The following is a 25,352-nucleotide window of genomic DNA, read 5'->3' as shown; positions in this document are numbered from 1 at the left end:
TTGAATGAAGGAACTGGATACTGCCCAGTTTTCCCCATCCGAGAAATAAAAAAGCCGCGTGTGACCACAGAAGTCGCTGCCTATCGTGATCCGGTCACCTTGACGTTTAAACAGCAGGTAACATCCATCCTCACCGCTATTCAGCTGTCCACCATCTGCGATGAATCACTCCGCACCTCCGGGGCCAAACACAAAGTCGGTTCCAACAAAGCAATATCCGTGAAAATAAAGCTCCGGTAAGTCCTGCCAGCTAGAGAAAACACGGCAATCAGCGTTCATTGTATCTTCTCTCTTGAGCCTATCCGTGGGTTATTCCACGGCGTTCTGAATATGCAAATGCAGAATTACAGCCATTCCTCCAAGCAAGCACCCCCAAATTTTCTTGCGTCGTCGTACCAGCTTACCTATACGCGCGCTCATGCTTGATACCTCGAACCAACCCTCCTTGCCGGCCGAGATTGCCCGGCGCCGGACATTCGCCATCATCTCGCACCCGGATGCGGGCAAAACGACGCTGACGGAAAAGTTCCTGTTGTACGGGGGCGCGATCCAGATGGCCGGTCAGGTGCGTGCTAAGGGTGAGGCGCGGCGAACGCGCTCGGATTTTATGCAGATGGAGAAGGATCGGGGAATTTCGGTTTCCGCCTCGGCGATGTCGTTCGACTATGGGAATTTCCGGTTCAATCTGGTGGACACGCCCGGTCACAGCGACTTCTCGGAAGACACTTATCGCACACTGACCGCCGTAGATGCCGCCGTCATGGTGATTGACGGCGCGAAAGGTGTCGAAAGCCAGACGCAGAAACTGTTCGAGGTCTGCCGCCTGCGCGATCTGCCGATCCTGACCTTCTGTAACAAGATGGACCGCGAAAGCCGCGATACGTTCGAGATCATCGATGAAATCCAAGAGATGCTGGCCATCGACGTCACGCCCGCAGCGTGGCCCATCGGTGTAGGTCGGGATTTCATTGGCTGCTATGACATGCTGCGCGACCGGTTGGAACTGATGGATCGCGCCGACCGCAACAAGGTGGCCGAGAGCATCGAAATCAACGGTCTGGACGATCCCAAACTGGCCGAACATGTGCCAGAACATTTGCTGGACAAGCTGCTGGAAGAGGTCGAGATGGCGCGCGAACTGCTGCCCGCGCTGGACCCGCAGGCGGTGCTTGAGGGGCATATGACCCCGATCTGGTTCGGCTCGGCTATCAACTCCTTCGGTGTGAAGGAGTTGATGGAAGGTATCGGCGCTTACGGCCCTCAGCCTCAGGTTCAATCCGCCGAGCCTCGCCAGATCGCCCCCGATGAAAAGAAGGTTGCCGGTTTTGTCTTCAAGGTGCAGGCCAATATGGACCCCAAGCACCGCGACCGGGTAGCGTTTGTCCGCATGGCCTCGGGCCATTTTAAGCGCGGCATGAAGCTGACCCATGTGCGGTCGAAAAAGCCTATGGCGATCTCGAACCCCGTGCTGTTTCTGGCCTCGGACCGGGAACTGGCCGAGGAGGCCTGGGCCGGCGACATCATCGGCATCCCAAACCACGGACAACTTCGCATCGGTGACACGTTGACTGAGGGCGAAGCGCTGCGCGTGACCGGCATCCCTTCTTTTGCGCCGGAACTGCTGCAAGGCGTACGCGCGGGCGACCCGATGAAGGCCAAGCATCTGGAAAAGGCCCTGATGCAGTTCGCCGAAGAAGGCGCCGCGAAGGTGTTCAAGCCCTCAATTGGTTCGGGCTTTATCGTCGGTGTTGTCGGCGCGCTGCAATTCGAGGTGCTCGCCAGCCGGATCGAAATGGAATACGGCCTGCCTGTGCGGTTTGAGGCGTCTCAGTTTACCTCGGCCCGCTGGGTCAGCGGTGACAAGGCCGAGATCGATAAGTTCGTCAACGCGAACAAGCAGCATATCGCCCACGACCATGACGGCGACATTGTCTACTTGACGCGCCTGCAATGGGATATCGACCGCGTCGTGCGCGACTATCCCGAGTTGAGCCTGACGGCCACCAAGGAAATGATGACGTGATCGGCCCGAGGGCCGCATATGGACGGTAGCCCGACCTGGGGCATCGTTTCGACGGTCCGGGGGTCGGCCCCGGACATCCTGCGTTTTGTGGCCTATCACCTCGATCTAGGCGTCGACCGGATGTACATCTATCTGGACGAACCTAACCCCAAGGCGTTCAACGCGCTGAACCGGCACTCAAAAGTCGCAGTTCGCAATTGCAATGATGGGTTCTGGGCAAATCGCAAACGCGAGCGCCCTGAAAAACACCAGACCCGCCAAACCGCGAATGCCACCTTTACCTACCGCAAAGCCAGCGAGGACTGGCTCGCCCATATCGATGTGGATGAGTTTCTGTGGCCGGAACGCTCCATTGCGCAGCTTCTGGCCGAGGTTCCTGACGAAATCCCCGGCATGCGGGTCCGCCCGATTGAAGCGATCGCTGGTAGTAACGACTTGTACAAAGCCTATATCCCCACAGGTTCAAACCGCGACAGCATCGTACAGTCGCTTTACCCAAACTATGGGGCATTCGTGTTGGCTGGCTTCTTCAGCCATGTGCAAGGCAAGCTATTCGCGCGCACAGGCCTGCCCAAAATCAGTTTTCGAATCCACAACTTGTTTCAGAACGGCGATCCCCTGCCCTGCAAGGCCGAACTGCCCTCTGTTGACTTGTGCCATCGCCACGCCCCTGATTGGGAACACTGGCTAGCGCATTATCGGTTCAGACTTAAACACGGTTCGTATCAACCCGGCATGTCCCCTAATGTCGCGCGGGAACACGGCGGGATGAACAAGAATGAGCTTTTCAGCTGGATCGAAGCCGAAGAGGGCATGGACGGCATACGCGCCTTTTTTGACGAGATCAGCGGCGCGGACGCTGATGTACGTACGCGCCTTGAGCAGCAAGGGCTGATCCGGCATCGGCCACTGGATCTGGACCAAAAACTTCAGAAACACTTCCCCGGAAGTGTTTGAATTGTTGCGTGAAATCCGCACACTTTATGTACACTAGGACCTAAAAGGGTCTTCATTTGACCCTGATCAACGATTTTGTTATGTCCCCCTCCAAGCCGAAAATGCGCAATGCTGCGTATGGCCATCCGGGCCCGGCACACCTTTGACGCGCGGGCCAGGTCTAGTGTCCGCATGAACCGGACATACATGACAAAGTTTAACGAACTGAACCTGAACCCGAAGGTCCTCAAAGCCATTGAGGAAGCCGGATACGAAACTCCCACCCCGATCCAGGCTGGGGCGATCCCACCTGCGCTTGAAGGTAAGGACGTTCTGGGTATCGCTCAAACCGGCACTGGCAAAACCGCCAGTTTTACGCTGCCAATGATCACCTTGCTGGCGCGGGGCCGTGCGCGTGCGCGTATGCCGCGTTCGCTGGTGCTGTGTCCGACGCGGGAATTGGCCGCGCAGGTGGCTGAGAATTTTGATACTTACAGCAAGCATCTGAAATTGACCAAGGCGCTGCTGATCGGTGGCGTCAGTTTCAAGGAACAAGAGGCGCTAATCGACCGCGGAGTGGATGTTCTGATCGCCACCCCAGGCCGCTTGTTGGACCATTTCGAGCGCGGCAAGCTGCTGTTGACCGGCGTTCAGATCATGGTGGTGGATGAAGCCGATAGGATGCTGGATATGGGTTTCATTCCCGATATCGAGCGCATCTTCTCGCTTACGCCGTTCACCCGCCAGACGCTGTTCTTCTCGGCCACAATGGCATCCGAGATTGAGCGCATCACCGACACCTTCCTGTCCGCCCCGGCCCGGATTGAGGTCGCCCGTCAGGCCACCGCGTCCGAGACCATCGAACAGGGCGTGGTCATGTTCAAAGGCGGGCGCCGCGACCGCGAAGCCAGCGCCAAACGTAAAGTTCTGCGCGCGCTGATTGATGCCGAGGGTGAAAAGTGCACCAACGCGATCATCTTCTGCAACCGCAAGACGGACGTGGATATCTGCGCAAAATCGCTGAAGAAGTACGGCTATAACGCCGCCGCCATTCACGGTGATCTGGACCAATCTCAGCGGATGAAAACTCTGGACGGATTCCGCGATGGGTCGCTGCGCCTGCTGGTCGCCTCCGACGTGGCCGCGCGTGGTTTGGACATCCCGTCGGTCAGCCACGTGTTCAACTTCGACGTCCCTGGCCATGCCGAGGATTATGTCCACCGCATTGGTCGCACCGGTCGTGCCGGGCGCGAAGGCAAGGCGGTTACGATTTGCTCGGGCCGCGATGAAAAGGCCTTGGATGCGATCGAGAAGCTGATCCAGAAGGAAATCCCTCGGATCGACAACCCGGTTAAAGAAGAACCGAAAGCTGAAGCAGAAAAGCCCGAGAAGAAGAGCAGATCTTCGGACAGCAAGAAGGCTGATCGCAAAAAGGACAAGGAGTCCAAAGGTCGTGGCCGCCGCGACGACAGCGGTCCAGCGATTGTGGGCATGGGCGATCACTTGCCCAGCTTCATCGCCCTCAGCTTTGATGAGCGCCGCGCTGGTTAAATTGCGAGCACTAGCGCCAGAATAGAGGCGCCAAGCAAGGTCATCCCGGCGATTTCACGCCGGGTGATGGTTTCCCGAAAAAACAGAATCGACGCAAACAGGCTGAGCAGCAGTTCGATCTGCCCCAGCGCTTTGACATAGGCTGCGTTCTGCAAGGTGAACGCAAAGAACCAGCAAAACGATCCGCACAGGCTGGTCAAGCCGACAAAAATACCGGTGCGACGGGTGTTCCACACCGCGCGCAGTTCGGCCCGATCCCGCCACAGCAACCAAATCCCCATGCTTAGGAACTGAAACGTCACAACCACTGCCAACGTCACCAGAGCCCGGAACCACGCGTCGATATCGCCAAGCTCCAGCGATGCACCGCGATAGCTAACAGAAGAGAACGCGAACAGCACTCCTGACCCTAGCCCGAGGCGTGAGGCCCGATTGGTCAGATGCTTCCACCAGGGACCGTGGCCTTCGGGGGATTTCGACAGCAACAACACCGCCATCAGACCCAAGAAGATCGCCCCTAGCGCCCCAGAAGAAACCTGATCGCCCAATATCAGAAAGCCGACGATGGCGGTCTGAATAACCTCGGTCTTCTTGAAGGTAATCCCGACCGCAAAATTGCGCTGTTTGAACAAGGCAACCACGCAGATGGTCGCCAGAATCTGCGTGGTGCCGCCAATTACCGCAAACAGCCAGAACTTACCGGTCAACGGAGGCACACCGAGGCCGCTCACCTGCAGCGCCACGATCAGCCCCAACACCGCCAGAGGCATGGAATATGCAAACCGGGCAAAGGTCGCGCCAGCCGCACTCAGCTTTACGGTGCTGAGAGACTTTTGCAGCATGAACCGCACCGTCTGAAACGAAGCGGCGGCGATGGTGACGGGAATCCATAAACTCATGGATTCCCTTGTGTCGTTAAATCAACGCCTTGGCCAGAGAGGATGCGCCACCGGGTCTTTCGCTCGCCAGAAATACTGCCTGAACACATCGGTGTAAGAGCGGTAGACATAGGACTCATTGCTAGCCAGATACCGCTCCTTTTCGGCACGGTACAGGGCGGGCAACCGATACCAGGACGTGCCTGGATTCATGTGATGAACCACATGTAGGTTGTTGTTGAGAAACAGAAAAGCCAGAGGTCCACGATCTTCAATAATCACCGTTCGGGCACGGGCATTTTCATGTGCACGGTGCTCCAGAAAGGTGCGGATTTTGACCAAGCCAAGACTGAAATAGGCAGACAGCACATAGACCCAAATCGGCATCGCCGACTGCCCTACAACCCACATAACCGCCGCCACACCCGGCAAATGCAGCGCCCAAGCGAGAAGGATTTTCCTGTCGCCGCGTACAGCACCGTGCAGTTCGTTGCGCATAAACGTGAACTGACCGATTGCCGGACCTAACACGATCCGCCCGAGCAAAGTGTTGTTCGCGGCCAACAACCGCCTCTGCCACGTGCTAAGCGCGCCCCAGACCTTTGGGTCCAGATAGTTCGACTCCGGGTCGTCATAGGGATCGGTTAGCGTCTCGTCGCGGTGATGCGCCAGATGCAGGTCGCGAAACCTTTGGTACGGAATGAACAGCGTCAGAGGCAGTGCCATCAACAACTCATTCAGCCATTTTGTGCGAAACGGGTGACCGTGTAGCGCCTCATGCGTCAGTGAGGAATGCAGGGCCGCCACGAAGGCCATAGCCGGGATTGCCAACCAGAGAGGCAGCAGAAAAATCACGGCCAACCATGTCGCGTAACACGCTAAGATCAGCGCGAGAGTGCCCCACTCGGGTGCCCCGCGCCTAAACATTGCGACCCCATGAAATTCCTGCCCAGATACGCTCGTAAATAACGTACATCGTCAGTCCGATGGCCGTATTTACAATTGCAAGCGTCCCGCCCACAGCAGCTGACCCGGTGGCAACCAGCCCCACCAGCGTCATCACGAACAGCCCCATGATATTCCACAGCACTGCTTTCACGACAGATCTTCGTCGCGTTTCCATTCCGTCACCCATATTATTGTTATGTCATCAAAAATACAGGCTGCAGTATCCGATGAAAATTCCGAATATGATTAACAAAACTCATCATATGTGATATTTTCAAACATATGCAGGATAAAATCGACAAACGGGATCGTGCGGCCCAGTTCCGCGCTCGCCTCGCCCGCGCCATGGAAGAACGCCAGGTCAGCCAGAGTGCACTGGCCCGACATATCGGCGTCGACCGCTCGACTGTCTCGCAACTTTTAAGTGACGCTGGTGCGCGTCTACCCAACGCCCATGTGGTTGGCAGTTGCGCCTCGGCTCTTGGTGTGTCGGCAGACTGGCTGCTCAGCCTGTCGGACCGGCCGGAAAGCGCCGCGGAATTGCTGGCTAGCTCTCTGACCATGACCGAGGCACCTCGAGCGTTAGTAGATGAGCGTATCTTTGAGTGGCATCAGGAAGCTGCAGGCTACAAAATCCGTTATGTTCCAGCCACTTTGCCCGATATGCTGAAGACACGTGCGGTTTTGGAGTGGGAATACGCCCCGCATCTGGGGCGCACTGCAGATCAAGCCATCGGAGCCTCGGCGGACCGGCTGACTTGGATGCGCAGTGCACAATCTGACTATGAAATTGCCATGCCGCTTTTTGAAATCGACAGCTTTGCGCATGCCACCGGGTACTACGAGGGGCTATGCCCCAAAATCAGGCTGGAACAAATCGACCACCTGTTGGAAATTTGCGAGCAGCTTTACCCCCGTCTCCGCATTTATCTATTTGATGCCAAACGTCTTTATTCCGCACCAGTCACGATTTTCGGCCCTTTGCTCTGTGTATTCTATGCTGGCAGCCACTATATGGCCTTCCGCGACCGCGACCGGATTGAGACGTTCACTCGCCATTTCGACCGCCTTGTGCGCGAAGCAGATGTGACCGCCCGCGACTTTCCCGAGCGCCTGAAAGCGCTGCGCGCAACGATATCTGACAACTAAGTATGCACCAAAGGCTTTCTTGTGTTATCGTCGTTCGGCGCGAAACTTCGGGTATTCCGATCATTGACGGAGGACAACAGGAATGGACGCACTACAAACCGCTCAATACGCACGGGCTCTCTATACTGCTCACGGCGATCAGGCCGAAGCGGAAGCAGCACAGAAAATGCGCGAATGCGAAGCCGCAGGGAATGTGCAGGAAGCGAAGGACTGGCAAGCGGTTCGACAAACCATTCGCCAGATTCGCGGACCAAATCAGGGCTGAAACGGCTTAAATTTTCGGGTCGGGGTTCACCGTATGGCCATCCACGGCAATCACCTGGCCCGACACCAACCTCGCCGCATCCGAGGCGAGGAACACGGCCATATTGGCGATGTCGTGGCCCTCGACAAACCGCCCCATCGAGGTTCCCGAGGCATAGCCTGCATAAACTTGATCTCGGCTCATCCCTTTGGCTGCGGCTTCGCGGGCAAGGACGCCCTCCATCCGTGGGCCTTCAACCGCGCCGGGGCAGATGACGTTGCACCGTACACCGTACGAACCAAGCTCCATCGCCAGCGTCTTGCCCAGCCCGATCACCCCCCATTTCGCCGCCGCATAGGGTGCGCGGTTGGGATACCCGTATTGCCCGGCGGTGGATGACGTAATCACCACCGCTCCGCTACGCTGACGCTTCAGGATCGGTGCCGCGTATTTTGCGCACAAGAATGCGCCCTCAAGGTTAACAGCAAGGCAGAACCGCCAATCATCCAACGCCACGTCCTCGACCGAGGCTGTCGGCCCAGCGACACCTGCATTGGCGCAGAGTGTGTCCAAGCCGCCCCATTCAGACTCAATCTCTGCGAACAACGCGGCCACGGCAGTTTCGTCCGCCACATCTACGTCCGAGCGGTGCCAATACGCTGGACAATCGTCTAGCGCGGCCTTGTCCACATCCGCCACCCACACTTTTGCCCCAGCCGCATCGAAGGCTTGGGCCATGGCTCGGCCGACGCCTGAGGCACCGGCCGTGATCAAAACGCGTCCGCTCATGCCGGTTTCCGGATCGCGGCACCGGCCCCTTCCGGATAAGGCAAACCAGCCTGCGCTTCGGCGATGCGCGCCATTGCGGCCTCGATTGCGGCAGACGGAGCGCTAGGTCGACGGGTTTCAAGGCTGACATGCAGCAGGAAGCTCTCGCCGGTGGCCAGCAGCTTGTCTCCTTCATACATGCTATGGAAGACATGAAGTTTCTTGCCCTGCCCCAGCAACATCTGCGTGCGGATTTCAATCTTGGCACCCGCGTGAACCTCATCGATATAGCGGATGTGATTTTCGGCGGTGAAATAGCTGCCACCCGAGGCGATATAATCCGCGTCACAGCCAATGATCTCCATGAACCGGTCGGTTGCATCGGCAAAGGCCTCAAGATAACGCGCCTCGTTCATGTGGCCGTTATAGTCGGTCCAATCCAGCGGCACCGCACGTGATACCGTCAGGATCGGCCGGCTCAGATCGGCCTGTTCCATCGTTGGCAAAGCACCGGATTTCAGCGCCGCGTCGTGCTGGTTCAACACCGCACCCGCGCCCCAGTTTTGCGCCTTCAAGGCCCGCATCATGCCCACAAGGTTATTGTCGCGAATACGCTCCAATTCGCGGATCGAGTGCATCCCCGACTGCGCATCCGACTGATCGGCGATCATATCGACCAGTTCATCGGTGAACTCTGGTACATCCATCAGCTTGGTCCAGGGCCATTTCAACGCAGGCCCGAACTGCGCCATGAAGTGCCGCATCCCGGCCTCACCACCCGCCACGCGGTAAGTTTCAAACAATCCCATCTGCGCCCAGCGAATGCCAAAGCCCATGCGGATCGCCTCGTCGACCTCCTCGGTCGTGGCGATGCCGTCCTTGACCAGCCACAGCGCCTCACGCCAGACGGCTTCGAGGAACCGGTCGGCAATATGCGCGTCGATTTCCTTCTTGATGTGCAGAGGGAAGAAGCCAACCGATTTCAGCAGTTCCTGTGCCCGTTCCACCATCTCGGACGGGTTTTTGTCTGTTGGCACCAGTTCAATCAGCGGCAAAAGGTAGACCGGGTTGAACGGATGCGTCACTACAATCTGCTCGGGCCGTAACGCACCCTCTTGCAACTCGGAGGGTTTGAACCCGCTTGTCGAAGAGCCAATGATCGCGCTTGGATCACAAGCCTCTTGCAGCCCTTTGTAGACCTTCAACTTCAGGTCCAACCGTTCCGGCACGCTTTCCTGAATCCACGTGGCACCCTGCACAGCTTCGGCCAGATCCTCGTGGAACGTCAAAGCACCTTCGGGCGGCAACGGCACATCGCTCAGCCCTGGCAGCGAGCGCCGTGCGTTGTCCAGAACCTCACCAATCTTGCGTTCAGCCTCGGGGTCGGGGTCGAATACCCTGACGTCCCGACCGTTGAGAAGAAACCTAGCGGCCCAACCGCCGCCGATTACGCCGCCGCCAATGATAGCTGCTGTTTTCATGCCATCCCGCCTGTAAGAGAAACAGTCTTCATCGTTTCAGAAATACTCTGGAGGTTTTGGGGGCTGGCCCCCAAACCACTTCTGTCACTTCGCAACCGGCGCCCGCTTTGTCAGCCCCAGTTTCTCGCGCACGTCCTGCGGACCAATGACCCGAGCGCCCATGTTTTCAATGATGGTTCCGGCGCGTTCCACCAATTGCCAGTTCTCGGCCAGCACGCCTTTGTCCAGCCACAGGTTGTCCTCCAACCCGACACGAACATTACCGCCCGCCAGCACGGATGCCCCGACATAAGCCATCTGGTTCCGACCCAGCGCAAACGCGCTGAACGTCCAGTCATCGGGCACGTTGTTCACCATCGCCATGAAGGTGTTCAAATCGTCCGGTGCGCCCCACGGCACCCCCATGCACAGCTGCACCAGAGCGTTCGGTTCCAGAATCCCCTCTTTCACCAACTGCTTGGCAAACCACAGATGTCCGGTGTCAAAGGCCTCAATCTCGGGCTTCACGCCCAAATCGGTCATCACCTGTCCCATCGCCCGCAACGCGCCGGGCGTGTTGGTCATGACGTAATCGGCCTCGGCAAAGTTCATGGTGCCGCAGTCCAGGGTGCAGATTTCGGGCAAACATTCGGCAATATGCGCAACGCGTTCTGACGCCCCGATCATGTCGGTACCCGCTTCGTTCACCGGAAACGGGCTCTCAACCCCACCAAACACGATGTCGCCGCCCATGCCCGCGGTCAGGTTCAGCACCACGTCCACATCGGCATCGCGGATGCGGTCTGTCACCTCGCGATACAGATCCAGCCGACGACTGGGTGCGCCGGTTTCGGGGTCACGCACATGGCAATGCACCACCGCCGCTCCGGCCTTGGCCGCGGCAATCGCGCTGTCCGCAATTTGCTGCGGCGAACGCGGCACATGAGGGCTGCGATCCTGCGTTCCGCCCGAGCCGGTTACGGCGCAGGTGATGAAGACTTCGCGGTTCATTTCCAGAGGCATGGCGTTTTCCCCAAGTTATACCCGGTTTTGCCGTGAGTTTTCCCCAGGCTTCTCCCCGGATTCCGATTTGCGTTACCATCAACTCTGACGCAGCCTTGTGGAAACACTTGCCAGAATGCGAATCGAACTTGATGAAATCCGCAAAAAACATACTCCAACCCGAACATCGTGCCCTGAAAACGGCGGTGCTGGTGCTGGACGAATGCAACACACTCAGTTTCGCCTCGGCGGTTGATCCGATGCGCGCAGCCAACCGGCTGGCGGACCGTCCGGCGTTCGATTGGGATTATGTGACCGCGACAGCAGAACCAGCGATGCTGACCAGTGCGCTGAACGTGCCTGGCATCCCTCTGACCAGGTTGCAAAGTTGTGATCTGATGATCGTGGTGGCCGGATTCCAACTGGCGCGCCACGCCACCCCCAGCCTGTTGGCGGGGCTACGCCGCATCGCAGGCACCGGCGCAACTATGGCAGGCATCGACGGAGGGCCGTGGTTATTGGCCGAAGCCGGGCTGTTGGACGGTCACGCCGCGACGACGCACTGGGAAGACCTGGACAATTTTTCCTTACGCTTCCCCGAGGTCGATGTGCGCCCCGATCGGTTCACCGTATCCGGAAACCGCCTGACCTCGGGCGGCGCGATCCCGGCGGTCGAGATGATGCTACACATCATCGCCGCGCGCCACGGCGCAGGGTTTGCTGCGCGTGTTTCCGGCCTGTTTCTTTACGACGGCGCGCCTGAACCGACCAAACCGCAAAGCCGCACCGGTGCCCCACATCGCCACACGGCATTGACGGCCAAGGCCAATACGCTGATGGAGTCCTCCCTCGACGAGCCTCTGCCACTGGCAGACATAGCCGAAACACTAGGCACCAGCCCTCGAACCCTGCAGCAACAGTTCCGCCTGCGCCTGAACACGACGCCGCAAGACCATTACCTGCAACTGCGCCTGGCTGAGGCCCGACGACTGGTTACCGACACAGATATGTCCCTGATGGATGTAGCACTGGCTACCGGCTTCGCCTCACAATCCAGCTTCGCCCGCGCCTTCCGTACAGCCCATGGTCTGTCGGCCCGCGATTTGAGACAGGAACGCACCTACCCCACCCATCACTGACCGGATCCCTTTCATCTGGCTCAAACATCCTTGGAGAGATGCGCAAAAGCACAGCGTGGCGGGGGCAGCGCCCCCTCTAGAACGGCATCGGATGCGCGCGGTGCGCCTGACCTATTTCGGCCACGACCTCATCCGATAGCCGCAAATCTTTCCCTACAAGAATATGCTCTAACTGCGCTACCGAGGTCGCGCCGAAAATGGCCGACATCATGAACGGCCGTGTCCGGCACCAAGCCAACGCCATATGTACTGGATCAAGCCCGTGTCGTTCGGCAATTTCCAGATACGCTGCCACCGCCTGGAAGACGCGTGGGCCTTTGCGACCACCCATCTCAGCCACCAAGGACATGCGCGAACCTTCCGGCACCGCTCCGTCCTGATACTTGCCGGTCAGAAACCCGGCTCCCAGAGGCGAAAATGCAAGTAGGCCTACATCCTCATGCACGCTCAACTCAGCCATATCCGTATCGAAATGCCTGCATAGCAGCGAATACTCATTCTGCACCGACGCAACCCGTGGCGCGCCCATTTGCTCTGCGATCCGCAGCCATTGCGCTGTGCCCCAGGCGCTTTCGTTGGACAGACCGAAGGCGCGGATTTTGCCCTTGTCCACCTGCGCCTGCAAAACCTCGAGGCACTCCTGCATATTATCCAGAACTTCGTTGGTATTGTGCCCCGACGGCGCGTAGTTCCAGTTCTGCCGAAACATGTAGCTGCCGCGGTTTGGCCAATGGAACTGGTAAAGATCAATGCACTCAGTCCGCAACCGACGCAGCGAACCCTCAATGGCCTCAGGGATTGTTTGCGCAGAGATCGGAGCGCCGTCACGGGCATGAGCGAACCCCGCCCCGGAATGTTTGGTCGCCAGCACGTAGTCCTCACGCCGCGACGGGTTGGCAGAATTCCAATTGCCGAGAATCTCTTCGGTTCGTCCCACGGTTTCCTTGGAAATCGGGTTCACCGGGTACATCTCGGCCGCATCCACGAAATTGATCCCGGCGTTTAGCGCCATATCCATTTGGGTATGCGCGTCGGTCTCGGATGTCTGCGTGCCAAAGGTCATTGTCCCCAGACACAGGTCCGACACCATGATGCCAGTACGGCCCAAAGGCTTCATATCCATCTTTCAATCTCCCGAGAGTTTCTTTGCAGCCGCAGGATTATGCCTCGGCCTTTTTCTCCCACCGGCCCGATTCTTCGGACCAGTATTGCGCCGCGCAGCCTGCGCCGGTCAGGGCTTTCCATTGTCCCCGCGCGCGCTGAACAGCTTCGTCATCATTGCCGTCGAACAGGATACAGACCCGTTCCAACGCTGCCACTTCGTTCGGTTCTACCAGGGCCCCGTCTACGGCCATGACACAGGCCGGTTCATTGGCAGCCTCCGGCCCGGTTGTCAGCAAAATGGGCTGCGCGGCATCATGCGGGCCGCCTTCTCGGCCATGTGGCAGGAACCCGTCCTCAGGCCCCAACCACAACTTCTCATCCAGCCAGTCCATCCGCGCGGGATCAGTGCCCCGCACGGCAATCTTCCACCCGGCCTGCCTCGCCTTGTCCAGCAACACCGGCAAGGTGTATTCCAGAGGTTGGCGGGTCAAGTGATAGAAATAGACGGCACCCATAGGATTACTCGAAGTGATCCTGCACAAGGCGGCTAAGCGCGCGCACACCCCAGCCAGTCGCACCCTTCGGTGCATAAGGTGTTTCCGAGGACACCGAAGCCACACCCGCAATATCGAGATGAATCCACGGCGTTTCTTCCTTGACGAACCGCTGCAGGAATTGCGCGGCCGTGATCGAACCCGCTGGACGTCCACCAACGTTTTTCATATCCGCAATGCGCGATTTCAGCTGCTTGTCATAGGCCTCGCCCAACGGCATCCGCCATGCGCCCTCATCTTCAGCCTTCGCAGATTTCAGGAAAGCTTCGCAGAAGGTGTCGTTATTCGAGAAGACACCCGCGTTCTCATGCCCCAGACCGATGATGATCGCCCCCGTCAGGGTCGCCAGATCGACCATACCCACGGGTTTGAACCGTTCCTGCGCGTACCACATCACGTCACACAGCACCAAGCGGCCCTCGGCATCGGTGTTGATGATCTCGACCGTGTCGCCCTTCATCGACTTAACCACGTCGCCAGGACGGGTCGCGTTACCCGAAGGCATGTTCTCGACCAGTCCAACCAGACCGACCACATTCGCTTTGGCCTTGCGCTTGGCCAGCGCGCGCATGGTGCCTGCGACGACCCCCGCGCCGCCCATGTCCATGGTCATGTCTTCCATGCCACCTGCAGGCTTTAGCGAGATACCACCGGTATCGAACACGACACCCTTGCCGACCAAAGCCAGCGGAGCATCGTCCTTGTCGCCGCCATTCCAATGCATCACCACAACCTTGGAGGGGCTGACAGAACCTTGCCCGACGCTCAACAGCGTGCGCATGCCCAGTTCAGCCAGCTTGTCTTCTTCCAGCACCTCGACCTCAAGGCCCAGATCTTTCATCTCTGCCAGACGGTCAGCGAATTCGGTGGTGGTCAGAACGTTGGCCGGTTCATTGGTCAGGTCGCGCGTCATACGCACACCGTCGGCCACGGCATATTGCGGGCCGAAAGCTGCTTCGACTTCTTCCGCTTTCTGGTGGCTGATGGTGACGGTGCCGATCTCATCCGAGTCCTTGGTCTTGTGCGCATCAAAGTCATAGCTGCGCAGGGCGATGCCCATCGCGATATCGTCGGTCCGCACCTGATTGCCTGCCATCAGCAGCATATCCTTGCCGCTCGCCAGCTTAGCCAGCGCTGCACCAGCCTTGCGCGCCTCGGCTGCATCGGGACGACGGGGCAGGATCACGATGTCCAGCGCTTCAGCCGCCATGCCACTGGGCCAGGCTAGCGAGATCACGTCGCCTGTCTTGACCTTTTCGAACCGGGGGCTCTCGACCAGCCGCGCCACCGCGCCACGGGTCAGGCGGTTGGCACGGCGCACAGCCGGACTCATCTTGCCATCAGACGGGATGATTACTGCAACCCGCCCCTCGGCCTGCGCCATAGCGTCCACATCAAAAGGCTGAATCCGGATCGGTACAAGACTGCTCATTGCGAACTCCTCAAAATCTGTTCCCCAAGACCTAGCCCGCGCTGCGCGGCTTGACCAGATAGCAGTTTTCCCCGCGCGCCAATTGCATTACAGTCTCCGAAAAATTCCGGCTGGATCGGGGGAGAACGAATTGGCGAGACAGGGCAGGCATAAGCCTTTGCGCACCCGCGCATGCGCAGATGATTCTGGCGCTCTGACTCCGTGTTTCCCCCGCAGCGACGTTACGTCGGAGGCGCAGTCGTGATCCTCGACCGCTATTTTGCCCGCCGGTTCATGCAAAGCTTTCTGGTCATCGGCGGTATTTTTCTGGCTCTGCTGATTCTGATCGACTTGGTCGAGCAAGCCCGCCGGTTCGAGTCGGAAAACCTTTCGTTCAGTCGTCTGCTGCACCTGACACTGCTGAACACACCGGCGGCCATCAGCGAGATGCTGCCCCTGCTGGTCATCTTGTCCACAATTGCGCTGTTCATAGGACTGGCACGCAGTTCCGAATTGGTTGTCATACGCGCCATCGGGCGGTCGGGCATCCGAGCGCTGCTCGCGCCGGTTACGCTGGCTCTGTTGATCGGGGCGCTGGCAGTCGCTTTGCTGAACCCGATCTCGGCCGCAACGTCCGAGGAATACAAGCGATTGTCGGACACTTACAAAAACAACGGCAACTCCGCACTGTCGATTACCCGTGAAGGTTTGTGGCTACGCCAAGGGTCGGCAGAAGGGCAATCGGTTATCCACGCTCGCGGCACCACAAATGCCAACTCACTTGAACTGACTGGTGTTACGATTGTCACTTTCTCGCCGGACGGCAAACCGACGCAACAGATCGTGGCTGACCAGGCAAAACTCTCGAATGGGTCGTGGATTTTGCACAATGCAAAAATTTGGTCTCTGGCCGACGATGTGAACCCGGAAGCCACCTCCGAGTTACATCAGACTATAGAACTTCCGACCTCACTCACTCGGCAGCGCATTCTGGATACGCTCGGGCAGCAGGATTCGGTTTCGGTCTACGATCTGCCCCAGCTGATCCGCGACCTCCGCGAAGCCGGGTTTTCAACCAAGCAGTATGAAGTCTGGCTACAGGTGCAGTTGGCACGGCCTTTCTTTTTGATGGCTATGGTCATGATCGGCGCGGCCTTCACTATGCGCCATGTACGTTTTGGTGGTACGGGCATCGCGGTGTTGTCCGCTGTCCTGCTGGGTTTCGCCATCTACTTCGTTCGTAACTTTGCCCAAATACTCGGGGAAAACGGTCAATTGCCTATCTTCGTCGCGGCTTGGGCGCCGCCCTTTGCAGCCATTCTTCTGTCGCTCGGACTCTTGCTCCACGCGGAGGACGGCTAATGCGGGTCATATCCAGCCTTTTGCTGTCCGGCGCAGTTGCACTGGCGATGCCTACGGGTGCGGCGGCACAAAACCAGCCTGCACCTTCACAAGCACAAGACCCGCAACAAGAGGATCAACCCGCCCTGCTGGTGGCAGACCAAATTTTTATCACTCCAGAACGCGTCCTCGTGGCCGAGGGCAATGTTGAGGCCTTTCAAGGCGACATTAAACTGAGTGCGGACCGCATCACTTTTGACCGTGAATCCGGCGCACTGACGCTGGAGGGTCCGATCCGGATTGATCAGGCTGGCGATACCACAATCCTGGCGGATTCTGCCGAGTTGGACGACGGCATCCAGAACGGATTGCTGATCGGAGCACGGATGGTGTTCGAACAGCAGGTGCAAATCGCCTCGGTTCAAGCCACGCGTGCCGGTGGTAGATACACACAGTTTAGCAAGGTGTCGGCCACCTCATGCCATGTCTGCGCAAACGGCAAACCACCTCTCTGGCAAATCCGTGCCCGCAAGGTCACGCACGATCAACTGGAACGCCAACTGTATTTCGAAGGGGCGCAGTTCCGGGTCTTAGACGTGCCCGTTTTCTACCTGCCCTACCTACGGCTACCTGACCCGACGCTGGAGCGGGCCACTGGGTTTCTGGTTCCGTCCGTACGGACTACATCGCAACTGGGAACCGGCCTTCAGGTGCCGTATTTCATCAAGTTGGGCGATCACAAGGATCTGACGTTGACGCCCTATGTCTCATCCAAGACCAAAACCCTTGGACTGCGTTATCGTCAGGCTTTCAAGAACGGGCGTATCCAGCTGGAAGGCGCACATACAAGGGACGATCTGCAACCCGACGAAGACCGTGGATACCTCTTTGCAAACGGCTGGTTTAATCTCCAGAACGATTTTCGGTTCACATTCAACATCAGGACAACGTCCGACGACTCTTATCTGGCCGACTACGGTCTGCCGGACCTCGACCGGCTGCGCAGCGAAGTCGCCCTTGAACGGATCAAGCGGGATACGGCTTTCCGTACCAGCTTTATCCACTACAAAACCCTGAGGGACAGCGAAGATCAGGACGAAATCCCGTCGCGGGTGTTCGACCTGTTTTATCAAAAGCGCCTGTTCCCGACTTCGATCGGTGGCGAAGTCCGGCTGAGTTTTGATGCTCACGCACATGAACGCACCAGTGACGAGGACATCATTGGTCGCGACATCGCGCGCGCTACCATTGACGCTGTTTGGCTGCGCAACTGGACGTTCACGTCGGGTCTGCGGGCCGAAGTCCGAGCCGGCGCTTCCGTGGATACGTTTGACATTCGTAACGACAGCGAATTCCCCGAAGAGGTTACCCGAACAACACCCCGCGCAGCGTTGACGCTGCGTTATCCAATGAGCAAACGGGATGCATCCGGTGCTACCCAGATATTGGAACCGATCGCCCAGATTGGCTGGACCCACGTATCTGATGATGATGTTCCAAATGACGAAAGCACATTTCAGGAATTCGATCAGGGCAACTTGTTGTCCCTGTCCAGATTCCCCGCACCAGACCGGCGTGAGGACGGCTTGACGGGTGTTGTTGGGCTCAACTGGTCCCGCTACGCGGCCGGAGGATGGCGCGCCCTTGCAACCATTGGTCAGGTCTTTCGCTCGGAAGCGGATCAGGGCTTTAACCTTACCTCGGGCCTGCAAGGCACGGTTTCCGACCTACTGCTGGCCGGGCAGGTTCAGACCAACAATGGCTGGACAGTGGCGGGACGCGGTCTGTTGAATGGAGATTTCAGCTTTGCAAAGGCCGAGCTTCGGGCCAGCTGGCAACAAAAGACGGCTGGCGTTACAGGCAGCTATCTATGGCAAGAGCCCGACCCGGCCGAAAACCTGGATGACGAAATTTCAGAAATCCGGTTGACCGGGCGTTACAGAGTGGATCAGAACTGGAACACCCGGGCCCTTGCACGCTATGACCTAGCCGAGTCCGAGCCAATTCGATATGGCTTGGGTCTCACGTATCAGAATGAATGCGTACAGGTTAACATGAACGTCAGCAGGCGCTTTACCTCGTCATCTAGTATTGAGCCTTCGACAGAATTCGGCTTTACCGTAGCCCTGACGGGATACTCCGTTAAAAGTGACGGCCAACAGTACAAGAGAAGATGCAGTTGATTTCAGGTTTCGCCCGTTTCCTTCGCTCCGGTTGGCTTAAACCGGTCGCCCCCGTGCTGGTCGGGGCGATGTTGGCTGTTACGACGCCTCAGGCCGATGCCCAAAGCCTGTTTTCTCCGGCGATCAAAGTGAATCAGGACATCATTACCTGGTATGAGTTAAACCAACGCCAGCAGTTCCTGAGTGCTTTGGGTGCACCCGGCGCATCCGAAACCGAAGTGCGCAATGCCTTGATCGACGAGCGGCTACGCCGTCAGGCCATGCGTGAAGCCGGAATCGAGGCTGCCCCGGAGGATATTCAGGTCGGCATCGACGAGTTTGCAGCTCGGGGACAGCTGTCGAGTGATCAGTTCCTGCAATTGCTAGCGGATCAAGGGGTTGATCGCGAGACCGTCCGCGACTTCGTGGCCGACCAGGTTTCGTGGCGTGACTATATTAGCGCGCGGTACCTGTCACAGGCGCGCCCGACAGATGACGAAATTAACCGGGCTTTGGGACAATCGGGCGGAGGCGGCCTGCAAGTGCTGTTGTCCGAGATCATCATTCCAGTCAATCAGCAGACCATAGCGCAGGCCGAGCTTCTGGCGGAGGAAATCGCTCGGCTTGAAGGCTATGACGCTTTCGAAGCAGCAGCCATCCAGTATTCAGCGGCTGCCACACGTGAAAACGGCGGACGATTGGACTGGCTGAACCTGTCCAGCCTGCCTCCGGCGCTTCAACCTCTGATCCTTGGCCTGAAGAACGGCGATATCACGCAACCGCTCACCCTGCCCAATGCCATTGCGCTGTTCCAGATGCGCGGTCTTCGCGAAGTTGCAACCGGCGCCACCAACTATTCCGAGATTGACTACGCGATCTACAACATGCCGGGTGGTCGGAGTGCCGATACACTGGCCAATGCAGCCAAACTCAGAGAGCAGATTGACACCTGCGATGATTTGTACGGTATTGCCAAGGATCAACCGGCCGAAGTTCTACAGCGGATTCAGTCCAGCCCGTCTGAAATCCCACGCGATGTGGCGCTGGAATTAGCCAAGCTCGATATCAACGAAGTGTCTACGACCCTGACACGTAACAATGGGCAAACTCTGTTGTTCCTGATGCTGTGCACTCGTACCCGCGACCGCGGTGAGGAAACCTCGCGTACCGACGTGGCCAATGCACTTACCCAACAGCGCCTGACGGCATTTGCGGACAGCCTGCTGGCGCAGTTGCGTGCCGAAGCGACAATTGTAGAACAATGAACGCCCCGATCGCGCTTAGCTGTGGAGACCCGGCTGGAATAGGCCCGGAAATTGCGGCCAAGGCGTGGTCTGACCTGCGAGACAGCTGCCCGTTCTTCTATATCGGTGACGCAGCTCACCTGCCGCCCGAAACACCCGTCGAACACATCTCGCACCCATCCGAGGCCACTGACATCAGCGCTACCGCATTGCCGGTATTACAACTGGAGTTTCCGGCAACCAATATCCCGGGCCGGCCCGACCCGGCCAATGCGCCATCGGTCATTGCTGCGATTGAACAAGGCGTGACACTGGTGCAATCCGGCGCGGCTTCAGCACTCTGCACCGCACCTATCCACAAAAAAGCTCTGATCGACGGCGCCGGTTTCGCCTATCCAGGCCATACCGAGTTTCTGGCCGCCCTCGCAGGCCGAGACCGCGTGGTCATGATGCTGGCCAGCGATCAACTGCGCGTGGTGCCCGCAACCATTCACATCGCGCTGTCTGACGTACCCTCGGCTCTGACCCCGGACCTGCTGCTTGATACAATTGCCATTACTGTCGAAGGCCTGCGCCACCAATTCGGCATTGCCCATCCCCGTATCGCCATAGCCGGTCTCAACCCGCATGCGGGCGAAGGTGGCAAAATGGGTCGCGAAGAACTGGACTGGATCGCTGCGCTGGTCGGTGACCTGCCCGACGAAAGCTACACTGTTACTGGCCCACACCCGGCCGACACAATGTTCCACGCTGCCGCCCGCGCCCGCTATGACGCGGCGATAGCGATGTACCACGACCAAGCTCTGATCCCGATCAAGACGCTGGATTTCGACCGTGGCGTGAACGTGACGCTGGGCCTACCCTTCATTCGCACATCGCCAGACCACGGCACCGCGCTGGATATTGCAGGAAAAGGCATCGCCACCCCAACCAGCTTGATCGAGGCTCTGAAACTCGCCCAACGTATGGCCCAAAGCACTTGATCCTTCATCTGGCTGGAAATATCCCCGCCGGAGGCAAAAATTCACTGGCGCATTCCCCTCGCCCTGCGACACGGTAACCGGATCATGAGCGCAATCGACAATCTTCCCCCTCTGCGCGAAGTCATCGCGACGCACCAACTCTCGGCGCGCAAGTCGTTGGGCCAGAATTTCCTTCTGGACCTGAACCTAACCGCTAAGATCGCACGTCAGGCCGGAGACCTATCCGAATGTGACGTGCTTGAAATCGGCCCCGGCCCCGGAGGTTTGACCCGCGGATTGTTGTCTGAGGGCGCACGCAAAGTCGTAGCTGTCGAGAAAGACACTCGCTGCATTGCCGCCCTAAACGATATCGCTGCCGCCTACCCCAATCGGCTTGAGGTCATCAACGGTGATGCGCTGGAGATTAATCCACTTGAGCATCTGACACCGCCGATTCGCGTGGCTGCAAACCTGCCCTACAATGTCGGTACCGAACTTCTGGTCCGCTGGCTGACGCCGCCCGAATGGCCGCCCTTCTGGCAGAGCCTGACCCTAATGTTTCAGCGTGAGGTCGCCGAACGCATCGTCGCGCAACCTGGTAGCAAAGCCTATGGCCGCCTCGCCATCCTCGCCCAATGGCGGGCCGAGGCGCGCATCGCCATGTCTCTGCCGTCCGGAGCTTTCACCCCCCCCCCTAAAGTCTCCAGCGCCGTGGTCCATCTGACCGCCCTGCCCGGACCACGCTATCCGGCGGACGCCGCGGTCCTGTCTCGTGTGGTTGCTGCAGCCTTCAACCAACGCCGGAAAATGCTACGCGCCTCGCTGAAGGGCGTCGCCCCCAATATCGAAGATCGCCTTCTGGCTGCAGGTATCCAACCCACCGAACGGGCGGAACAGGTCCCGCTTGAGGCCTTCTGCGCCTTAGCTCGCGAGGTTCAAAGGACCTGAACGCAAAAAGCCCCGGCTAGTCCCGGGGCTTTCGCAAATTCAGTGTGAGCTTTTACTCAGCAGCTTCCGGCGCATCACCATCGGTTTTGGGCGCTTCCTCAGCCACCGGCGCGGCTTTGGGCTTCCGTGCCCGTGGTTTGCGCGCGGGCTTTTCTTTCTTCTCAGGCGTCTCAGCCGCCGGTGCAGAATCTTTACTTTCGGGCGTCTCGACCAATCCAGATTCGGGTGTGGAGGCTTCAGCTCCGAAGTCCATGACGTCCGGCTGCGGTGCCTCGGCCGGATCAGCCTGACGCGCCGCTTCACGTTCCTGACGCTCGACGCGTTCACGATCGCGTTCGGCCTGCCGTTCGCGGTTCTGGCGCTCCTGCTCTTCGCGACGTGCTTCGATTTCACGCTGCGCTTCGCTCAGCAGGCGCAGGTAATGCTCGGCGTGCTGCTGAAAGTTTTCGGCTGCCACACGGTCATTCGAAAGCTGGGCGTCACGTGCCAGCTGGTTGTATTTGTCAATGATCTGCTGGGGCGTACCGCGCACCTTGCCTTCGGGGCCCGAGCTGTCAAAAACCCGGTTTACGACGTTGCCGCCGGAAGGACGATTGCGGTTGTTCTTGGCCCGCGAGCGGGATTTGGAAGATCTCATCTTTCTTTACGTCAGCCTTGTCATTCGATGTCGATCACGTCGTGTCCTGCACTGCTCAATGGCTTTAGCCGTCACGCGATGTCGACTTTTTTGGGCTTGGCGTCAGGGGCCCGCTGAAACAGCGTCAACCTCTCCGACTGACTCTGAGTAAGCATGTCCAGAGCCCGCAGACAAGAGGGTTGTCTAAAAATTCGCAGATTTTTTACATTTATCGGCGCTTTTCAGCCTCAGTTCACGCCACTATTGTAGCATTCTGGCGACAACCACACGGTCACGACCGTCCAGATCAGGAATGATCCGTGTTTCGACGAGGCCCGCAGCTTGGAACAATGCTGCGACGCTTTTGCCTTGTGCTGGCCCGATTTCAACCAGGATTCGCCCTCCGGGCATCAGGAAATCGGGGGCCGAGGCCGCAATTCGGCGATAAGCCCCAAGCCCGTCACCTTCATCAGTCAAAGCCATACGCGGCTCATGCTCGCGTACTTCGGGGGAAAGCTCTTCCATCTCTGTCAGAGAGATATACGGAGGATTGGAAACAATCAGATCAAATTCACCATCAATGTCTTCAAACCAGTCCGAGCGTAAAATCTCGGCCCTGCCCTGAACATTGTGCTGCACCGCATTGGCGCTGGCCTGTAGGCACGCGATTTCGCTCAGGTCGACACCGACGCCCGAGGCGCTGCTACGTTCAGCCAACAATGTGATCAAGATGCAACCGGAGCCGACCCCGAGATCCAACACACGGTCAAACGGTTCGCTCAAGGCCGCCTCGATCAACGTCTCCGTCTCGGGGCGCGGGTCCAATACATCGCGGCTGACACGGAAACGACGGCCATAAAACTCGCGTTCACCCAGCAGGTGTGACACCGGCACGCGAATAGCCCGCAGCGAGATTAACTGGTCATAGCGTTCGGCGATCTCAGGCGACAATTCTTCGGGCGCGATCAGAGTGACCCGGCTGGCCTCAATCCGCGCAGCGTGGGCGAGCAGAACGCGGGCGTCGCGTGCCGGATCGGCCACTCCTGCCGCCCGCAAACGCGCGGTGGCGGCGACCATCGCCTGCGCTGCTGTCAACGCCGCAATCATTGCGCCATCTCGGCCAGAAGCCGCGCCTGATCATCGGCGGTCAATGCATCGATCACCTCATCCAGATCACCCTGCATCACCTGGTCCAGCTTATAGAGCGTCAGGTTGATGCGGTGGTCCGTCATGCGCCCCTGCGGGAAGTTATAGGTCCTGATCCGCTCTGACCGGTCGCCGGACCCTACCTGATTGGCGCGATCCGCCGAGCGTTCGCTGTCGATCCGCTGACGCTCCATGTCATACAGGCGCGTTTTCAACACCTGCATTGCGATCTCGCGGTTGCGGTGCTGGGACTTTTCCGAACTCGTCACCACGATACCACTTGGAAGGTGTGTGATCCGCACGGCCGAATCCGTGGTATTTACGTGCTGCCCCCCCGCGCCAGAACTGCGCATGGTGTCGATGCGAATGTCATTTGCGTCGATCTGGATGTCGACATCTTCAGCCTCGGGTAAAACCGCCACGGTCGCCGCCGAAGTGTGAATCCGCCCGCCGCTTTCGGTTTCAGGCACGCGCTGTACACGATGCACGCCGGACTCGTACTTCATACGCGCGAAGACATTGTCACCCTTGATGTGAGCCACCACCTCTTTGATCCCACCTAGGTCCGAGGCTTGTTCCTCGATGATTTCAAACTGCCAGCCTCGGCTTTCTGCATAACGCTGATACATGCGCAGCAGGTCACCCGCGAACAGAGCGGCTTCGTCGCCTCCGGTGCCGGGGCGGATTTCCAGCATCGCAGGACGCGCGTCGGCTTCATCCCTTGGCAGAAGTGCCAGTTGCAATGCGTGTTCAGCCTCGGGGATACGGATCTGAAGACCGGGAATCTCTTCCTCGGCCAATTCCTTCATGTCGGGATCGGCCAGCATCGCCTCGGCCTCGGCCAGATCAGCGACCAGTTGCCGCCACGCCATGATCTGATCGACCACCGGCTTGAGATCGGAATACTCCTTGGCAAGTGCGGCAATATCTCCGCCCGAGGCGCCATCGGCCATGGCGGCTTCGAGGTATTGGAATCTCTGAGTTATCTGTTCAAGGCGTTCTTCGGGGATCATCCGCGCGGTGTCTCTCAATCCGAGGCTTTGGTCAAGGCCCGTCGCTGTGCTAAGCTGACTCCATGACACGTTTAGCAGTTGTTTTTCTACTATGCACTGCGCCTGCCTTGGCCGATGTAGTTGGCCCCGGAGGCAAGGTTCAGGACTGCTATTGCACCGATAAATCCGGCACACGTGTCGAACTGGGTGAGATGATCTGCCTACAAGTCGATGGCCGCATGTTCACAGCGCAATGCCAGATGTCGCTGAACGTACCCATGTGGCGCGAAGTGCAGGAAGGGTGCCTGTCGTCAGGGCTGCAGTTCAGCCAGCCACCCATCGACCCGGGTTCTGTTCACCCCGAAGTCCCGCCGGCCAAATCTTAAACGTCCGTTGATGCGTAGGATGTCCCCATCCTGTTGTACCGTCGTGTAATCTGGAAAACCGACCACTTTGGTTCTGGTGATGTAGGTGACCATCCCATCCTCCACTGATCCGGCCAAAACCGAAGTGCGCGGCGCTGCGCGCGCAATGGCATCCAGACGAGCAAGACCATCCGGGCCGGTGTCAACCACCCTAAGAACACCACCTTGTAAATCGCGATCCGCCTCAGCCGCAGGTATCACGTGCCATCTTGCGGGATCAGAGGGAGCAATCCGAATGTAAACACCCACCGCCACGACCAAACCGATGACGAGCCAGAAAACCACTTTCTTCATCCCGTTCGTTCCTTTTGGCCAACAATATTCGGTTCAAACCACCGGACAAGCAGCC

The 25,352-nt window shown here is 58.5% G+C and carries 25 protein-coding genes; 12 read left to right on the top strand and 13 right to left on the bottom strand.

Going from position 1 to position 25,352, the window contains the following annotated elements; all coding sequences use genetic code 11:
• Positions 1–418 precede the first annotated feature (418 nt).
• From ABLN94_RS02025 to ABLN94_RS02015, 3 genes are all read left to right on the top strand, one after another.
• The gene (locus ABLN94_RS02025) at positions 419–2,023 is read left to right on the top strand and encodes a peptide chain release factor 3 (RefSeq protein WP_352988625.1); all 1,605 of its coding nucleotides are present in this window, start codon (positions 419–421) and stop codon (positions 2,021–2,023) included.
• An 18-nt stretch (positions 2,024–2,041) separates the two neighbouring features.
• Positions 2,042–2,980, top strand: coding sequence for a glycosyltransferase family 2 protein (locus tag ABLN94_RS02020; RefSeq protein ID WP_352988623.1), 939 nt, complete (start codon positions 2,042–2,044; stop codon positions 2,978–2,980).
• A 186-nt stretch (positions 2,981–3,166) separates the two neighbouring features.
• Complete coding sequence (locus ABLN94_RS02015) at positions 3,167–4,510, top strand: DEAD/DEAH box helicase (protein WP_352988621.1); 1,344 nt, start codon at positions 3,167–3,169, stop codon at positions 4,508–4,510.
• On the opposite strand, the gene ABLN94_RS02010 is transcribed toward ABLN94_RS02015, so the two are convergent.
• Genes ABLN94_RS02010 through ABLN94_RS02000 form a run of 3 tightly spaced genes read right to left on the bottom strand, consistent with a single transcriptional unit; the run spans position 4,507 to position 6,511 of the window.
• A complete protein-coding gene (locus tag ABLN94_RS02010) occupies positions 4,507–5,409 on the bottom strand; it encodes a DMT family transporter (protein WP_352988620.1) in 903 nt (300 codons plus the stop codon). The two genes, ABLN94_RS02015 and ABLN94_RS02010, sit on opposite strands and share 4 nt — an antisense overlap.
• A 21-nt stretch (positions 5,410–5,430) precedes the next feature.
• Entirely contained in the window at positions 5,431–6,315 is an 885-nt protein-coding gene (locus ABLN94_RS02005) for a fatty acid desaturase (protein WP_352988618.1), read from the bottom strand.
• The gene (locus tag ABLN94_RS02000; protein WP_352988616.1) at positions 6,308–6,511 is read right to left on the bottom strand and encodes a DUF2061 domain-containing protein; all 204 of its coding nucleotides are present in this window, start codon (positions 6,509–6,511) and stop codon (positions 6,308–6,310) included. The genes ABLN94_RS02005 and ABLN94_RS02000 overlap by 8 nt, the downstream gene beginning before the upstream one ends.
• Positions 6,512–6,618: 107 nt before the next feature.
• On the opposite strand from ABLN94_RS02000, the gene ABLN94_RS01995 reads away from it, so the two are divergent.
• Together ABLN94_RS01995 and ABLN94_RS01990 are read left to right on the top strand one after the other, a co-directional pair.
• A complete protein-coding gene (locus ABLN94_RS01995) occupies positions 6,619–7,485 on the top strand; it encodes a helix-turn-helix domain-containing protein (protein ID WP_352988615.1) in 867 nt (288 codons plus the stop codon).
• 82 nt (positions 7,486–7,567) lie between these two features.
• Complete coding sequence (locus tag ABLN94_RS01990) at positions 7,568–7,750, top strand: hypothetical protein (RefSeq protein ID WP_170489271.1); 183 nt, start codon at positions 7,568–7,570, stop codon at positions 7,748–7,750.
• A 6-nt stretch (positions 7,751–7,756) separates the two neighbouring features.
• Here the strand turns inward: ABLN94_RS01990 and ABLN94_RS01985 are convergent, their stop codons facing one another.
• From ABLN94_RS01985 to ABLN94_RS01975, 3 genes are all read right to left on the bottom strand, one after another.
• Positions 7,757–8,518, bottom strand: coding sequence for an SDR family oxidoreductase (locus ABLN94_RS01985; protein WP_352988613.1), 762 nt, complete (start codon positions 8,516–8,518; stop codon positions 7,757–7,759).
• Positions 8,515–9,978: a carnitine 3-dehydrogenase gene (locus ABLN94_RS01980; RefSeq protein WP_352988612.1), complete on the bottom strand. Its 1,464-nt coding sequence runs from the start codon at positions 9,976–9,978 to the stop codon at positions 8,515–8,517. The genes ABLN94_RS01985 and ABLN94_RS01980 overlap by 4 nt, the downstream gene beginning before the upstream one ends.
• 84 nt (positions 9,979–10,062) lie before the next feature.
• Positions 10,063–10,980 (bottom strand): 3-keto-5-aminohexanoate cleavage protein, encoded by a 918-nt coding sequence (locus ABLN94_RS01975; protein WP_352988610.1) that lies wholly within the window; start codon positions 10,978–10,980, stop codon positions 10,063–10,065.
• A 131-nt stretch (positions 10,981–11,111) separates the two neighbouring features.
• On the opposite strand from ABLN94_RS01975, the gene ABLN94_RS01970 reads away from it, so the two are divergent.
• A complete protein-coding gene (locus tag ABLN94_RS01970) occupies positions 11,112–12,098 on the top strand; it encodes a GlxA family transcriptional regulator (protein ID WP_352988608.1) in 987 nt (328 codons plus the stop codon).
• Between the two features lie 76 nt (positions 12,099–12,174).
• On the opposite strand, the gene ABLN94_RS01965 is transcribed toward ABLN94_RS01970, so the two are convergent.
• The 3 genes from ABLN94_RS01965 to ABLN94_RS01955 are packed head-to-tail and all read right to left on the bottom strand — an operon-like array spanning position 12,175 to position 15,188.
• The gene (locus ABLN94_RS01965) at positions 12,175–13,221 is read right to left on the bottom strand and encodes an aldo/keto reductase (RefSeq protein ID WP_352988606.1); all 1,047 of its coding nucleotides are present in this window, start codon (positions 13,219–13,221) and stop codon (positions 12,175–12,177) included.
• A gap of 37 nt (positions 13,222–13,258) precedes the next feature.
• Positions 13,259–13,717, bottom strand: coding sequence for a DNA polymerase III subunit chi (locus ABLN94_RS01960; RefSeq protein WP_352988604.1), 459 nt, complete (start codon positions 13,715–13,717; stop codon positions 13,259–13,261).
• A gap of 4 nt (positions 13,718–13,721) precedes the next feature.
• Entirely contained in the window at positions 13,722–15,188 is a 1,467-nt protein-coding gene (locus tag ABLN94_RS01955; RefSeq protein ID WP_352988602.1) for a leucyl aminopeptidase, read from the bottom strand.
• Positions 15,189–15,428: 240 nt separating this feature from the next.
• On the opposite strand from ABLN94_RS01955, the gene lptG reads away from it, so the two are divergent.
• From lptG to rsmA, 5 genes are all read left to right on the top strand, one after another.
• Positions 15,429–16,529: an LPS export ABC transporter permease LptG gene (gene lptG, locus ABLN94_RS01950; RefSeq protein ID WP_352988601.1), complete on the top strand. Its 1,101-nt coding sequence runs from the start codon at positions 15,429–15,431 to the stop codon at positions 16,527–16,529.
• On the top strand, positions 16,529–18,691 hold the full coding sequence (locus ABLN94_RS01945; protein WP_352988599.1) for an LPS-assembly protein LptD: 2,163 nt from the start codon (positions 16,529–16,531) through the stop codon (positions 18,689–18,691). Before lptG ends, ABLN94_RS01945 begins: the two co-directional genes overlap by 1 nt.
• Positions 18,682–19,935, top strand: a complete 1,254-nt coding sequence (locus tag ABLN94_RS01940; RefSeq protein WP_352988597.1) for a peptidylprolyl isomerase — start codon at positions 18,682–18,684, stop codon at positions 19,933–19,935. The genes ABLN94_RS01945 and ABLN94_RS01940 overlap by 10 nt, the downstream gene beginning before the upstream one ends.
• The gene (gene pdxA, locus ABLN94_RS01935) at positions 19,932–20,897 is read left to right on the top strand and encodes a 4-hydroxythreonine-4-phosphate dehydrogenase PdxA (protein ID WP_352988595.1); all 966 of its coding nucleotides are present in this window, start codon (positions 19,932–19,934) and stop codon (positions 20,895–20,897) included. The genes ABLN94_RS01940 and pdxA overlap by 4 nt, the downstream gene beginning before the upstream one ends.
• Before the next feature lie 84 nt (positions 20,898–20,981).
• Positions 20,982–21,824, top strand: a complete 843-nt coding sequence (rsmA, locus tag ABLN94_RS01930; RefSeq protein WP_352988593.1) for a 16S rRNA (adenine(1518)-N(6)/adenine(1519)-N(6))-dimethyltransferase RsmA — start codon at positions 20,982–20,984, stop codon at positions 21,822–21,824.
• A gap of 52 nt (positions 21,825–21,876) precedes the next feature.
• Here the strand turns inward: rsmA and ABLN94_RS01925 are convergent, their stop codons facing one another.
• The 3 genes from ABLN94_RS01925 to prfA form a co-directional block, all read right to left on the bottom strand.
• Positions 21,877–22,461, bottom strand: a complete 585-nt coding sequence (locus tag ABLN94_RS01925; protein WP_352988591.1) for a DUF4167 domain-containing protein — start codon at positions 22,459–22,461, stop codon at positions 21,877–21,879.
• A 240-nt stretch (positions 22,462–22,701) separates the two neighbouring features.
• Positions 22,702–23,547, bottom strand: a complete 846-nt coding sequence (gene prmC / locus ABLN94_RS01920) for a peptide chain release factor N(5)-glutamine methyltransferase (protein WP_352988589.1) — start codon at positions 23,545–23,547, stop codon at positions 22,702–22,704.
• Entirely contained in the window at positions 23,544–24,599 is a 1,056-nt protein-coding gene (gene prfA / locus ABLN94_RS01915; protein WP_352988998.1) for a peptide chain release factor 1, read from the bottom strand. The genes prmC and prfA overlap by 4 nt, the downstream gene beginning before the upstream one ends.
• A 62-nt stretch (positions 24,600–24,661) precedes the next feature.
• On the opposite strand from prfA, the gene ABLN94_RS01910 reads away from it, so the two are divergent.
• Positions 24,662–24,964, top strand: coding sequence for a hypothetical protein (locus ABLN94_RS01910; RefSeq protein WP_352988587.1), 303 nt, complete (start codon positions 24,662–24,664; stop codon positions 24,962–24,964).
• On the opposite strand, the gene ABLN94_RS01905 is transcribed toward ABLN94_RS01910, so the two are convergent.
• On the bottom strand, positions 24,890–25,297 hold the full coding sequence (locus tag ABLN94_RS01905; protein ID WP_352988585.1) for a DUF1499 domain-containing protein: 408 nt from the start codon (positions 25,295–25,297) through the stop codon (positions 24,890–24,892). The genes ABLN94_RS01910 and ABLN94_RS01905 overlap by 75 nt on opposite strands.
• Positions 25,298–25,352 lie beyond the last annotated feature (55 nt).

The sequence above is a fragment of the Ruegeria sp. SCP11 genome, from assembly GCF_040329455.1.
Lineage (GTDB): Bacteria > Pseudomonadota > Alphaproteobacteria > Rhodobacterales > Rhodobacteraceae > Ruegeria > Ruegeria atlantica_E.
This window is presented reverse-complemented; position numbering and strand designations above follow the sequence as displayed.

Excerpts from the sequence above, each read along its gene's own strand:
- ABLN94_RS01990 (WP_170489271.1), top strand. The coding sequence starts at position 7,568 with ATGGACGCACTACAAACCGCTCAATACGCACGGGCTCTCTATACTGCT.
- ABLN94_RS02020 (WP_352988623.1), top strand. The coding sequence starts at position 2,042 with ATGGACGGTAGCCCGACCTGGGGCATCGTTTCGACGGTCCGGGGGTCG.
- ABLN94_RS01965 (WP_352988606.1), bottom strand. The coding sequence starts at position 13,221 with ATGGATATGAAGCCTTTGGGCCGTACTGGCATCATGGTGTCGGACCTG.
- ABLN94_RS02005 (WP_352988618.1), bottom strand. The coding sequence starts at position 6,315 with ATGTTTAGGCGCGGGGCACCCGAGTGGGGCACTCTCGCGCTGATCTTA.
- ABLN94_RS01910 (WP_352988587.1), top strand. The coding sequence starts at position 24,662 with ATGACACGTTTAGCAGTTGTTTTTCTACTATGCACTGCGCCTGCCTTG.
- ABLN94_RS01970 (WP_352988608.1), top strand. The coding sequence starts at position 11,112 with ATGAAATCCGCAAAAAACATACTCCAACCCGAACATCGTGCCCTGAAA.
- ABLN94_RS01980 (WP_352988612.1), bottom strand. The coding sequence starts at position 9,978 with ATGAAAACAGCAGCTATCATTGGCGGCGGCGTAATCGGCGGCGGTTGG.
- ABLN94_RS01905 (WP_352988585.1), bottom strand. The coding sequence starts at position 25,297 with ATGAAGAAAGTGGTTTTCTGGCTCGTCATCGGTTTGGTCGTGGCGGTG.
- ABLN94_RS01940 (WP_352988597.1), top strand. The coding sequence starts at position 18,682 with ATGCAGTTGATTTCAGGTTTCGCCCGTTTCCTTCGCTCCGGTTGGCTT.
- ABLN94_RS01925 (WP_352988591.1), bottom strand. The coding sequence starts at position 22,461 with ATGAGATCTTCCAAATCCCGCTCGCGGGCCAAGAACAACCGCAATCGT.
- prmC (WP_352988589.1), bottom strand. The coding sequence starts at position 23,547 with ATGATTGCGGCGTTGACAGCAGCGCAGGCGATGGTCGCCGCCACCGCG.
- ABLN94_RS01975 (WP_352988610.1), bottom strand. The coding sequence starts at position 10,980 with ATGCCTCTGGAAATGAACCGCGAAGTCTTCATCACCTGCGCCGTAACC.
- ABLN94_RS01955 (WP_352988602.1), bottom strand. The coding sequence starts at position 15,188 with ATGAGCAGTCTTGTACCGATCCGGATTCAGCCTTTTGATGTGGACGCT.
- ABLN94_RS01995 (WP_352988615.1), top strand. The coding sequence starts at position 6,619 with ATGCAGGATAAAATCGACAAACGGGATCGTGCGGCCCAGTTCCGCGCT.
- ABLN94_RS02010 (WP_352988620.1), bottom strand. The coding sequence starts at position 5,409 with ATGAGTTTATGGATTCCCGTCACCATCGCCGCCGCTTCGTTTCAGACG.
- ABLN94_RS02025 (WP_352988625.1), top strand. The coding sequence starts at position 419 with ATGCTTGATACCTCGAACCAACCCTCCTTGCCGGCCGAGATTGCCCGG.
- pdxA (WP_352988595.1), top strand. The coding sequence starts at position 19,932 with ATGAACGCCCCGATCGCGCTTAGCTGTGGAGACCCGGCTGGAATAGGC.
- ABLN94_RS02000 (WP_352988616.1), bottom strand. The coding sequence starts at position 6,511 with ATGGAAACGCGACGAAGATCTGTCGTGAAAGCAGTGCTGTGGAATATC.
- ABLN94_RS01960 (WP_352988604.1), bottom strand. The coding sequence starts at position 13,717 with ATGGGTGCCGTCTATTTCTATCACTTGACCCGCCAACCTCTGGAATAC.
- prfA (WP_352988998.1), bottom strand. The coding sequence starts at position 24,599 with ATGATCCCCGAAGAACGCCTTGAACAGATAACTCAGAGATTCCAATAC.
- ABLN94_RS01985 (WP_352988613.1), bottom strand. The coding sequence starts at position 8,518 with ATGAGCGGACGCGTTTTGATCACGGCCGGTGCCTCAGGCGTCGGCCGA.
- ABLN94_RS01945 (WP_352988599.1), top strand. The coding sequence starts at position 16,529 with ATGCGGGTCATATCCAGCCTTTTGCTGTCCGGCGCAGTTGCACTGGCG.
- rsmA (WP_352988593.1), top strand. The coding sequence starts at position 20,982 with ATGAGCGCAATCGACAATCTTCCCCCTCTGCGCGAAGTCATCGCGACG.
- ABLN94_RS02015 (WP_352988621.1), top strand. The coding sequence starts at position 3,167 with ATGACAAAGTTTAACGAACTGAACCTGAACCCGAAGGTCCTCAAAGCC.